The sequence below is a fragment of the Bacillus sp. Leaf49 genome (assembly GCF_001426125.1).
GTDB lineage: Bacteria > Bacillota > Bacilli > Bacillales > Bacillaceae > Bacillus > Bacillus altitudinis.
Map to the genome: position 1 here is coordinate 490,839 of NZ_LMRK01000020.1, position 12,357 is coordinate 503,195.

Genomic DNA, 12,357 nt, shown 5'->3' on the forward strand with positions numbered 1-12,357 from the left:
GGAGGTTATGTATGATGTTTAAAAACGTCAAAGAACTCGTGCAGCTAACAGAAGAACGGAATACCTCCATTTCAGAAATTATGATTACTCAAGAAATGGAAGTGACAGGGAAGTCACGTGAAGACATTTTCTCGCAGATGTACCGCAACCTAGAAGTGATGGAACAGGCCGTTGAAAACGGACTGAAAGGTGTGAAATCATTATCTGGTTTAACAGGCGGGGATGCTGTGAAACTTCAAGCATATATCGCATCAGGCAAAACATTGTCTGGTCATACCATTTTAGATGCCGTGAGTAAGGCAGTGGCAACAAATGAAGTGAATGCAGCAATGGGAACGATCTGTGCAACGCCTACAGCTGGCTCAGCAGGTGTTGTGCCAGGAACGCTCTTTGCGGTGAAAGAAACATTAAAGCCAACAAAGGAACAAATGGTCAGATTCCTATTTACATCTGGTGCATTTGGTTTTGTTGTCGCCAATAACGCAAGTATCTCTGGTGCAGCAGGCGGCTGTCAGGCAGAAGTAGGATCTGCATCAGGTATGGCAGCAGCAGCCATTGTAGAAATGGCAGGCGGTACGCCGCAGCAATCCGCTGAAGCCATGGCCATCACCTTAAAAAATATGCTGGGTCTTGTTTGCGATCCAGTCGCAGGACTTGTGGAAGTGCCATGTGTGAAACGAAACGCAATGGGGGCTTCTAATGCGATGATTGCAGCAGATATGGCACTTGCCGGCATTACAAGCCGCATCCCTTGTGATGAAGTCATTGATGCGATGTACAAAATTGGTCAAACGATGCCAACAGCTCTTCGTGAGACTGCACAAGGCGGACTTGCTGCAACACCGACAGCAAGGGAGCTTGAAAAGAAGATTTTCGGAGGTGTGACCTCATCTCGTGATACAGAAATTGCAAGATAAGATCTCTGCCCTCAAAGGGATTGGAGAAGAAACAGAAAAAACACTAAATGAACTTGGAATCTACACAGTAGCCGATTTACTCGGCTACTTTCCTTATCGATATGACGACTATGAGCTTCGCAACTTAGAAGAAGTCAGACATGACGAACGTGTCACAGTTGAAGGAAAAGTGCACAGTGAGCCCGTTCTCACCTATTATGGAAAAAAACGAAGCAGGCTGACATTCAGGCTGCTTGTCGGTCGTTTTTTGATTACAGCCATATGCTTCAATCGCCCTTATTTAAAACGAAGTCTTGTTTTAGGCGATACGGTATCCGTCACAGGGAAGTGGGATAAAAACCGGCAATCCATTATGGTGCAGGAATTTAAAAAAGGAACACACGAACAAGATGGCAGTATAGAACCTGTTTATTCAGTCAAAGAAAATGTAACCGTGAAGATGATGAGACGATTTGTAAAACAAGCGTTGTCACTCTATGTAGACCATGCTGAAGATCCACTGCCAAAGCAGCTTGTAGCTGCTTATAAACTCATGTCTTATCAAGAAGCACTAAAAACCATTCATCTCCCTGAAACGAGAGACTCGCTCAAGCATGCAAGACGACGCTTCGTGTACGAGGAATTTCTCATCTTTCAACTGAAGATGCAAGCGATCAGAAAAAAAGAACGAGAAAAAACATCAGGCATCCAGCATCCGTTCGCAAAAGAGGCGGTCTTTGAGTTTGTTCATAGCCTGCCGTTCCCACTGACAAAAGCACAATCAAGAGTGCTGGATGAAATTATGGCAGATATGGCATCCCCGTACCGAATGAACCGGCTTCTTCAAGGAGATGTTGGATCGGGGAAAACAGCTGTAGCGGCAATTGCCCTTTATGCCGCTCATTTATCCGGCTTTCAAGGTGCGCTGATGGTGCCAACTGAAATTTTGGCTGAACAGCATGCCGATTCACTGTATCAGCTATTTGAAAAATGGGGGCTAAATATTGCTCTTTTGACGAGTTCAGTGAAAGGAAAGCGCCGCAGAGAACTGCTTGAACGTCTGAAAGAGGGAGATATTGATATTTTAGTCGGCACGCATGCCCTTATCCAGGACGAAGTGGAATTTCAGCAGCTTGGTCTTGTTATTACAGATGAACAGCACAGGTTCGGCGTGGAACAGCGGAAAAAACTGCGAAGCAAAGGGCAGGACCCAGATGTTTTGTTTATGACCGCAACGCCGATTCCAAGAACGCTTGCCATCACAGTATTTGGAGAAATGGACGTCTCAGTCATTGATGAGCTGCCAGCCGGCCGAAAGCAGATTGAAACGTATTGGGTGAAGCATGACATGCTTGAACGGATTCTTGCTTTTGTTGATAAAGAGCTGAGAAAAGGCAGACAAGCGTATATTATTTGTCCACTTATAGAAGAATCAGACAAACTGGATGTCCAAAATGCGATTGATGTTCACAGCATGCTGACAGAGGCGTATCGCGGAAAATGGTCGATCGGCTTAATGCACGGGAAACTCGCCAGTGATGAAAAAGATCAAGTGATGAGAGATTTCACTTCCAATGAAGTGCAAATCCTTGTGTCAACGACAGTTGTTGAAGTTGGTGTCAACGTGCCGAATGCGACCATCATGGTCATTTATGATGCGGACCGCTTTGGACTGTCACAGCTTCATCAGTTAAGAGGCAGGGTCGGACGCGGAGAGCATCAATCTTTTTGTATTTTAATGGCGGACCCTAAATCAGAGACCGGTAAAGAACGCATGCGGATCATGTCTGAAACAACGGATGGCTTTGAACTGTCTGAAAAGGACTTAGAACTAAGAGGCCCTGGCGACTTCTTTGGCAAGAAACAAAGCGGAATGCCTGAATTTAAAGTGGCAGATATGGTTCATGACTATAGAGCGCTTGAAACCGCTAGAAAAGATGCGGCAGAGCTCGTGCAGTCTGAAGCCTTTTGGACAGACCCTGAATACAAAGAACTTAGGCAAACACTCGTAGACAGCGGTGTGCTTGGCGGAGATAAATTGAGCTGATCAAGTGCTGGAGGAATTTTCTTGTCTTTTTGAAACAAGGATTGATTTATCATCTATGAGATTATATACTACTATTAGTACCTAGTCATAAATGTACGGATGGTGTCTGCATATGAAACTAAATAAAAAAGAACGACAAAAGCTTCTCCAGCAAACGATCAGCTCGACTCCGTTCATTACTGATGAAGAATTGGCAAGTAAATTCGGTGTAAGCATTCAAACGGTTCGTCTTGACCGTTTGGAGCTATCAATCCCTGAATTACGCGAACGAATTAAGCACGTGGCCGAAAAGACATTAGAGGATGAAGTGAAGTCTCTTCCGCTGGATGAAGTCATTGGAGAAATGATTGATGTAGAGCTTGATGATCAAGCGATTTCCATTTTTGAAGTGAGAAAAGAGCATGTATTCAGCCGTAACCAAATTGCCAGGGGACATCATCTTTTTGCCCAGGCAAATTCGCTGGCAGTAGCCGTCATCGACGATGAACTGGCTTTGACAGCAAAAGCAAATATTAAGTTTACAAGGCAGGTCAAACAAGGCGAAAGAGTCGTCTCAAAAGCCAAAGTTGCCTCACATGATAAAGAAAAAGGCAGAACCGTAGTTGAAGTAAACAGCTATGTAGGTGAGGAAGTTGTCTTCTCAGGCGATTTCGTCATGTATCGCTCAAAACAAAAGTAAAAGGTGGCACATAACATGAGAATTGCAGTCGATGCAATGGGGGGAGATCATGCCCCTAAAGCCATTATTGACGGTGTGCAAAAAAGCTTAGAAGCATTTTCAGATATCGAGATTACACTAGTCGGCGATGAAAGCAAGATCAAATCATACATAACAAATCATGAACGCATCACGATCTTAGATGCAAAAGAAGTCATTGAACCAACGGATGAGCCAGTGCGTGCAGTGAGACGTAAAAAGGATTCTTCTATGGTGAAAATGGCGCAGGAAGTTTCAGAAGGAAGAGCAGATGCATGTATTTCAGCTGGAAATACTGGGGCACTCATGACAGCAGGCCTGTTTATCGTAGGCAGAATTGATGGCATTGACAGACCAGCACTTGCTCCGACGTTGCCAACACTTGATGGCAGCGGGTTCTTATTATTGGATGTCGGCGCAAACGTTGATGCAAAGCCAGAGCATCTTGTGCAATATGCCATGATGGGATCTATTTACGCAGAGCATGTCTTCCCGAAGAGCAATCCACGCGTTGGACTTTTAAATGTCGGGACAGAAGATAAAAAAGGCAACGATTTAACGAAAAAAACCTTTGAATTATTAAAAGCATCAGATTTGAATTTCGTAGGAAATGTAGAATCGCGTGACTTATTAGAGGGTGTAGCTGATGTCGTTGTCACAGATGGTTTCACGGGGAATATCGCCCTTAAAACGATCGAAGGCACAGCTCTTTCTGTTTTTAAAATGCTGAAAGAAACCTTAACATCCAGCTTCACAGCTAAAATAGCAGCAGGTATGATGAAGCCAAAATTAATGCAGATGAAATCTAAAATGGATTACTCCGAATATGGTGGTGCCGCATTATTTGGTTTAAAAGCGCCCGTTATTAAAGCGCATGGATCCTCTGATGAAAATGCGATTTTTCATGCCATTCGTCAGGCGCGCGACATCGTTAAAAAAGACGTTTCAGCTATCATTCATCAAGAAGTTCAAAAAGAAGACACGAATGAGTCGTAATGGAGGTAGAGCAGCATGAGTAAAATTGCTTTTTTATTCCCAGGCCAAGGCTCTCAAAAAATTGGCATGGGAAAAGATTTATTTGACCAAGAAGCAGCATCTAAAGCTGTGTTTGAAGAAGCAGATCAGACCCTTGGTTTTGATTTATCTTCAATGATTTTTGAAGGAGATGCAGAAGAACTGACGCTGACATATAATGCACAGCCAGCTCTTTTAACGACAAGCATCGCGATCTTAAAGAAATTTGAAGAGAGCGGAATCAAAGCAGATTATGCAGCAGGGCACAGTCTGGGTGAATATACAGCCCTTGTTGCAGCGGGAGCTCTTTCGTTTAATGATGCCGTTTTCGCAGTGAGAAAGCGCGGCGAATTAATGAATGAAGCCGTTCCAGCAGGAGAAGGCGCAATGGCGGCGATTCTTGGCTTAGACCAAGCAGCGCTTGTAGAAGTGACAAAAGAAGTGACAGAAAGCGGTCATCTTGTAGAACTCGCGAACTTAAACTGTCCGGGCCAAATCGTCATCTCTGGTACAGCAAAAGGTGTGGAACTTGCATCAGAGAAAGCGAAAGAAAAGGGCGCAAAACGTGCAATTCCACTTGAAGTGAGTGGACCTTTCCATTCTGCATTAATGAAACCAGCAGCTGAAAAATTCACAGATGTATTATCTAAATTAGACATTTCTGATGCCGCTACGCCAGTGATTTCAAACGTAACAGCAGACATCGTGACATCACGTAATGAAATTGAAACGAAGCTGATTGAACAATTGTATTCTCCTGTTCGATTTGAAGAAAGTGTAGAACGCCTGATTGACTTAGGCGTGACAACATTTATTGAAATTGGTCCTGGTAAAGTGCTCTCAGGTCTTGTGAAAAAAGTCAATCGCCGCCTGACGACCATTTCCGTATCAGATCAAGCAACAATTGAAGCAGCTATTCAAACACTCAAGGGGGATTCTTGATGCTTACAAATAAAACAGCCGTTGTCACAGGTGCATCACGCGGTATTGGCCGTTCGATTGCGATCGATTTGGCGAAAAAAGGTGCCAATGTTGTGGTGAACTATTCAGGCAACGAAGCAAAAGCAAATGAAGTCGTCGATGAGATCAAAGCACTTGGCCAGCAAGCTTTTGCTGTCAAAGCGGATGTGTCAAATGCAGAAGAAGTACAGGCATTAATGAAACAAGCCGTTGATACATTTGGTTCAATCGACATTCTTGTGAATAATGCTGGAATTACAAAGGACAACCTGCTCATGAGAATGAAAGAAAATGAATGGGATGATGTCATTAACATAAACTTAAAAGGTGTCTTCAACTGTACAAAAGCTGTGACACGTCAAATGATGAAACAGCGCAGCGGAAGAATCATCAATGTAGCATCTGTTGTCGGCGTTTGCGGAAACCCTGGACAAGCAAACTACGTTGCAGCAAAAGCTGGTGTGATCGGTTTAACGAAAACAACAGCGAAAGAGCTGGCAAGCCGTCATATTACAGTCAATGCCGTAGCACCAGGCTTTATTTCTACTGATATGACTGACAAGCTTGATGAGAATGTTCAAACAGAAATGCTTAAGCAAATCCCGCTCGCACGCTTTGGTGCGCCTGAAGATATAAGCAACGTTGTTGTCTTTTTAGCTTCAGAAGGAGCAGGTTATATTACAGGCCAAACCATCCAAGTGGATGGCGGAATGGTTATGTCCTAAGAAATATCAAAATTTCGTTACGTTTTCTCTAGTTTTTTAAAAACGAATCAACTATAATACTTTGAGGGGAGGTGAAAGGCAATGGCAGACGTATTAGAGCGTGTATCAAAAATTATTGTAGACCGCCTTGGCGTTGATGAGGCTGACGTGAAAATGGAAGCTTCATTTAAAGAAGATTTAGGCGCTGATTCCCTTGATGTAGTTGAGCTAGTTATGGAACTTGAAGATGAGTTCGATATGGAAATTTCTGACGAAGATGCTGAAAAAATTGCAACAGTCGGTGACGCTGTGAACTACATAAATAACCAGCAATAAGCGTAACAAAGTCCCGTCTATTTTCATGGCGGGACTTTGAAAATTTATGTTAGTTTCAACATATTCAGCTGATCAATTGTCAGCCTTTTTCAGATGCTAAGGAGCACGGTTTCCTTGCATGTAGAAAGAGAGACTCCATATAATCAGTATCCTTAAAGGCGATGACGCCTACCTGGAGGTTGCTATGCCAAAACAATATAAAGACAAACAGAAACAGAGCAAAAAACTAGAGCAATTCAGAGAATTTCAGCAGCGCATTTCTGTACACTTTAAAAATGAGAAACTACTCTATCAAGCCTTTACACATTCCTCTTATGTGAATGAGCATAGGAAAAAACCTTATGAGGATAATGAAAGACTTGAATTTTTAGGGGACGCTGTTTTAGAATTGACGATCTCACAGTTCTTATTTGCAAAGTACCCAGCCATGAGCGAGGGAGATTTAACAAAACTGAGAGCGGCGATCGTATGTGAGCCATCACTTGTGTCATTAGCACATGAGCTGTCCTTTGGAGACCTTGTTCTTTTAGGAAAAGGGGAAGAAATGACAGGCGGCAGAAAACGCCCAGCACTCTTAGCAGACGTATTTGAGGCGTTTATCGGAGCGCTTTATTTAGATCAAGGACTTGAGCCTGTTGAACGATTCCTAGAAGCCTATGTATACCCGAAAATTAATGACGGGGCATTCTCACATGTCATGGACTTTAAAAGCCAGCTTCAAGAATTTGTTCAGCGAGATGGAAAAGGTGTACTTGAATACCGAATCCTGCATGAAAAAGGTCCAGCACATAACCGGGAATTTGAAGCCAATGTATCCCTTAGAGGAGAAGTGCTCGGAATTGGAAATGGCCGTTCAAAAAAAGAAGCGGAACAGCATGCTGCACAGGAAGCACTTGCTAAATTACAGAAACATCATATGAACCAATAAAATCCCCCTCGTGATTCAGGGGGATTTCACTCTGTTTTCCATCATCTTTTTTCAGTTCATATGGTAAGATAATAGTACTTTAAATACATAAGGAGGATCACTCTCATGTTCCTCAAACGTTTAGACGTGATAGGATTCAAATCTTTCGCACAGCGGGTGACTGTAGACTTTGTCAAAGGGGTTACAGCTGTTGTTGGACCAAACGGAAGCGGCAAAAGTAATATTACTGATGCGATCCGCTGGGTACTTGGAGAGCAATCAGCAAAAAGCCTCCGCGGAGGAAAAATGGAAGACATCATTTTTGCAGGAAGTGACTCAAGAAAACGAGTCAACTTAGCAGAAGTGACATTAACGCTCGATAACGAAGATCACTTTTTGCCGATCGATTTTCACGAAGTCAGTGTGACAAGAAGAGTCTATCGTTCTGGAGAAAGTGAATTTCTCATTAACAATCAATCTGTCCGCTTAAAGGATATTATTGATCTTTTCATGGATTCAGGTCTTGGAAAAGAAGCTTTTTCGATCATCAGCCAAGGTAAGGTAGAAGAGATTCTATCGAGTAAAGCTGAAGAAAGACGTAGCATCTTTGAAGAAGCAGCGGGTGTCCTGAAATATAAAACAAGAAAGAAAAAAGCCGAGAATAAACTGTTTGAAACGCAGGACAACTTAAACCGGGTGGAAGATATTCTGCATGAACTAGAAGATCAAGTAGAACCACTAAGAATGCAGGCATCTATTGCAAAAGACTATCTGCAAAAGAAAGAAGAACTTGAAAATGTAGAAATTGCTCTCACCGTCCATGATATTGAAGCACTACACAAAAAATGGACAACACTTGGTGAAGCTGTCGAGCGGTTCAAACAAGATGAAATGAAGCAGTCTACAGACATTCAAGCGAAGGAAGCCAAAATCGAAGAATCGAGAGACCGTATTCAGGCACTTGACGATTCGATTCATGACCTCCAAGAAGTCCTCCTTTTCACAAGTGAAGAACTAGAAAAGCTTGAAGGGAAAAAAGAAGTTCTAAAAGAACGGAAAAAAAATGCGGCCGCTAACCAAGGGCAGCTAGAAGACACGCTCGTGCGTTTAACCGAAAAACAGTCGTTATTAACGGAAAAGATTGAACAGCAGAAAGTCACACGTGACAGCCTGCAAACAGAAGTGCAGCAGCTAAAAGATGAAGTGAAAACAAAACAGCATCAGCTGACCCTTCATAGTGAAGATGTGGAAGGGCAAATTGAACAGCTGAAAAGCGATTATTTTGACCTATTAAACGAGCAAGCTTCTATCCGAAACGAACGTACATTACTAGAAGAACAGCAGCGCCAAGCAGCCTTGCAGCTAGAGCGGTTAACGCAAAATAATCAGAAACATATCGAAGAACGGGTGTCTGTGAAGGAAAAGAAAACAGAAGCCGAGAAGCAACTTTCAGAACGAGAAGAAGACATTTTGGCTCAGGTGAAACGCTTTAGAGAAGCGGAACAAAAGCTAGAGCAGATGAAACGTCAATACGAGAAAAAAGAAACGGCTCTTTACCAAGCCTATCAATATGTACAGCAGGCAAAATCTAAAAAAGAAATGCTTGAATCCATGCAGGAAGACTTCTCAGGATTTTTCCAAGGAGTGAAAGAGGTTTTAAAGGCAAAGGATCGGTTAGGCGGTATTCACGGGGCGATTGCAGAGCTGATTCAAACAGAGCAGCAACATGAAACAGCGATTGAAATTGCACTTGGCGCAGCCACGCAGCATGTCGTTACTGAAAATGAAGCGGCTGCCAGACAGGCCATTGGATACTTAAAGCAGCATTCCTTTGGGCGTGCGACCTTCCTGCCGATGAACGTCATCAAAGAACGAACCATTCAGTTCAGAGATATTCAAACAGCTGAGCAGCATGACGCATTTATCGGCGTAGCGAGTCAGCTCGTTTCCTTTGATGAAAAGTATGAAAAAGTCATTCGGAATTTGCTTGGAACAGTCCTAATCGTGAAAGACTTAAAAGGTGCCAATGAGCTAGCGAAAATGCTTGGACATCGTTATCGTATCGTGACCCTTGATGGGGACGTGGTGAACCCAGGCGGTTCAATGACTGGGGGAGGCGTAAAGAAAAAGAACAATTCCCTCCTGTCCAGAAACCGAGAGATTGAAACATTAACAAAGCAGCTCGTTGAAATGGAAGAAAAAACAACGATCCTTGAAAAAGAAACAAAAGAAACGAAGCAATCGATTGCCGAAAGCGAAGTCCAATTAAATGAATTGCGTCAGCGCGGCGAAATGCTTCGAGAAAAGCAGCAAGAGTTAAAAGGGACATTATATGAACTGCAAGTAGCTGAAAAAAATATTAACGCTCATCTAGAGCTCTATGATCAAGAAAAAGCAGAGTTGCAGCAGCGCTCTAGCGAACTTGCGAGCAAGGACAAAGAGCAGGCAGCCCTTGAAACATCTATAGGTGAGAAACTGACCTCTCTTGACGAAGAGATCAACACGTTAACAAAACGGAAGCAGACCCAAAGCTCAACGAAAGAAACCATTTCTTCCGAATTAACAGAGCTGAAAATCTCGCTTGCCAAAAAAGAGCAGTCTTTAGCAAATGAACAAGAAAAACTGTCGAGCTTAACGGCTGAATTAGAAGAGGCTGAAAAGACGCTGACGGAAACAAAAGAAGATTTGTCTCTCTTAACAAGTGAAATGTCATCCAGCTCAAGCGGCGCCGAACAACTGGAAGAAGCGGCAAAAGAGAAACTGGAACATAAAAATAAAACGACAGCGCTTATCTCAGAGCGACGGAAACAGCGCCTGGCTCTTTCTGAAACATTAGAATTCGCAGAACGTGAACTAAAAGAGCAAAAACGCCTGTATAAACAGCTCACGACAAGCTTAAAAGATGAAGAAATCAAGCTTGGCCGCATGGAAGTTGAACTTGATAACCTCATCGCCTACTTAAACGAAGAGTATGCCCTTTCGTTTGAAGGAGCAAAAGAAATGTATCATCTGACGCTATCGCCGGATGAAGCAAGAAAACGCGTAAAATTGATCAAACTAGCCATTGAAGAGCTTGGAACAGTGAACTTAGGCAGCATTGACGAGTATGAACGTGTGAATGAACGTTATCTCTTCTTAACTGAACAGCGCAATGATCTGACAGAAGCGAAAAATACGTTATTCCAAGTCATTGAAGAAATGGATCAGGAGATGACGAAACGTTTCTCTGAGACATTCTCTCAAATCCGCGGGCATTTTGAATCTGTTTTCCAAGCATTATTTGGCGGAGGAAGAGCAGACCTTAAGCTCACAGATCCAAACGATTTACTAAACTCAGGCGTCGATATTGTGGCGCAGCCGCCGGGGAAAAAGCTGCAAAATCTAAGCCTGCTTTCAGGCGGAGAAAGAGCATTAACAGCCATCGCTTTATTATTCTCGATCTTAAAAGTGAGACCTGTTCCATTCTGTGTGCTAGATGAGGTAGAAGCGGCACTTGATGAAGCGAATGTGTTCCGCTTTGCCCAGTATTTAAAGAAATACAGCCAAGAAACACAGTTCATTGTGATTACACACCGAAAAGGAACCATGGAAGAAGCAGATGTTCTGTACGGTGTCACGATGCAGGAGTCAGGTGTCTCAAAACTGGTATCTGTCAAACTAGAGGAAACGAAAGAGCTTGTCCAGTAATTAAAGGAGGTTTTTGAACCCATGAGCTTTTTTAAGAAATTAAAAGAAAAATTTACGCAGCAAACCGATTCAGTATCAGAAAAGTTTAAAGATGGACTTGAAAAAACGAGAAATTCGTTTCAGGGAAAAGTAAATGAACTCATTTCTCGCTATCGTAAAGTGGATGAAGACTTTTTTGAAGAACTAGAAGAAGTGTTAATCGGTGCGGATGTTGGTTTCACGACTGTGATGGAACTGATTGATGAGCTGAAAAAAGAAGTGAAATTAAGAAACATTCAAGACCCAAGTGAAGTACAAGCAGTCATCTCTGAAAAACTCGTGGAGATTTACAATAGCGGTGAGGAACAAATTTCTGAACTGAACATTGAAGACGGCCGTTTAAATATTATTTTATTCGTAGGCGTGAACGGTGTCGGTAAAACCACAACCATTGGTAAGCTGGCAAACAAGCTAAAAAATGAAGGGAAATCCGTCATTTTAGCAGCAGGTGATACGTTCCGTGCGGGGGCGATTGAGCAGCTTGAAGTATGGGGCGAGCGCTCTGGTGTTCCTGTCGTTAAACAAACAGCAGGCTCTGACCCGGCAGCGGTCATCTATGATGCCGTTCAATCAGCTAAAGCCAAAAAAGCAGATGTCTTGATCTGTGATACAGCAGGCAGACTGCAAAACAAAGTCAACTTGATGAAAGAGCTAGAGAAGGTCAAGAGAGTCATTGAACGCGAAGTGCCCGATGCACCGCACGAAGTACTGCTTGCCCTTGATGCGACAACGGGTCAAAATGCGATGGCGCAAGCGAAGGAATTTTCTAAAGCAACAAACGTGACAGGTATTGCTTTAACAAAGCTTGACGGTACTGCAAAAGGCGGGATTGTTCTTGCCATTCGCAATGAGCTCAACATCCCTGTAAAACTTGTCGGACTAGGTGAAAAAGTAGACGATCTGCAAGAGTTCGATGCTGAATCGTATGTGTACGGATTATTCTCAGACATGATTGATCAAGAAGACTAATCAAGATGCCGGCAAAATTGCCGGCATTTTTATTTATATGTCGCCGCAGGAAGTGACAAGATAAAAACTTGACACATAGATCAGAACCGTGTAAACTTAGT

At 43.0% G+C, this 12,357-nt stretch carries 10 protein-coding genes; all 10 read left to right on the forward strand.

Going from position 1 to position 12,357, the window contains the following annotated elements; all coding sequences use genetic code 11:
* The first annotated feature begins 14 nt into the window (after positions 1–14).
* Positions 15–917, forward strand: coding sequence for an L-serine ammonia-lyase, iron-sulfur-dependent, subunit alpha (sdaAA, locus tag ASG46_RS12290; RefSeq protein ID WP_024720342.1), 903 nt, complete (start codon positions 15–17; stop codon positions 915–917).
* Complete coding sequence (recG, locus tag ASG46_RS12295) at positions 895–2,943, forward strand: ATP-dependent DNA helicase RecG (protein ID WP_035700728.1); 2,049 nt, start codon at positions 895–897, stop codon at positions 2,941–2,943. The genes sdaAA and recG overlap by 23 nt, the downstream gene beginning before the upstream one ends.
* Positions 2,944–3,055: 112 nt before the next feature.
* Complete coding sequence (fapR, locus tag ASG46_RS12300) at positions 3,056–3,622, forward strand: transcription factor FapR (protein WP_017359102.1); 567 nt, start codon at positions 3,056–3,058, stop codon at positions 3,620–3,622.
* Between the two features lie 15 nt (positions 3,623–3,637).
* On the forward strand, positions 3,638–4,636 hold the full coding sequence (gene plsX, locus ASG46_RS12305; RefSeq protein ID WP_017359101.1) for a phosphate acyltransferase PlsX: 999 nt from the start codon (positions 3,638–3,640) through the stop codon (positions 4,634–4,636).
* Positions 4,637–4,651: 15 nt separating this feature from the next.
* Positions 4,652–5,596: an ACP S-malonyltransferase gene (gene fabD / locus ASG46_RS12310; RefSeq protein WP_041090537.1), complete on the forward strand. Its 945-nt coding sequence runs from the start codon at positions 4,652–4,654 to the stop codon at positions 5,594–5,596.
* Positions 5,596–6,339, forward strand: a complete 744-nt coding sequence (gene fabG, locus ASG46_RS12315) for a 3-oxoacyl-[acyl-carrier-protein] reductase (RefSeq protein WP_008344855.1) — start codon at positions 5,596–5,598, stop codon at positions 6,337–6,339. Before fabD ends, fabG begins: the two co-directional genes overlap by 1 nt.
* 81 nt (positions 6,340–6,420) lie before the next feature.
* Positions 6,421–6,654 carry an acyl carrier protein gene (gene acpP, locus ASG46_RS12320; RefSeq protein WP_008344853.1) on the forward strand — a complete coding sequence of 78 codons (234 nt, stop codon included), beginning with the start codon at positions 6,421–6,423 and terminating at the stop codon, positions 6,652–6,654.
* A gap of 184 nt (positions 6,655–6,838) precedes the next feature.
* The gene (gene rnc / locus ASG46_RS12325) at positions 6,839–7,582 is read left to right on the forward strand and encodes a ribonuclease III (protein WP_008344850.1); all 744 of its coding nucleotides are present in this window, start codon (positions 6,839–6,841) and stop codon (positions 7,580–7,582) included.
* A 105-nt stretch (positions 7,583–7,687) separates the two neighbouring features.
* Positions 7,688–11,248, forward strand: a complete 3,561-nt coding sequence (gene smc, locus ASG46_RS12330; RefSeq protein ID WP_056704720.1) for a chromosome segregation protein SMC — start codon at positions 7,688–7,690, stop codon at positions 11,246–11,248.
* A gap of 21 nt (positions 11,249–11,269) precedes the next feature.
* Positions 11,270–12,256: a signal recognition particle-docking protein FtsY gene (ftsY, locus tag ASG46_RS12335; RefSeq protein ID WP_017359097.1), complete on the forward strand. Its 987-nt coding sequence runs from the start codon at positions 11,270–11,272 to the stop codon at positions 12,254–12,256.
* The last annotated feature ends 101 nt before the right edge of the window (positions 12,257–12,357 follow it).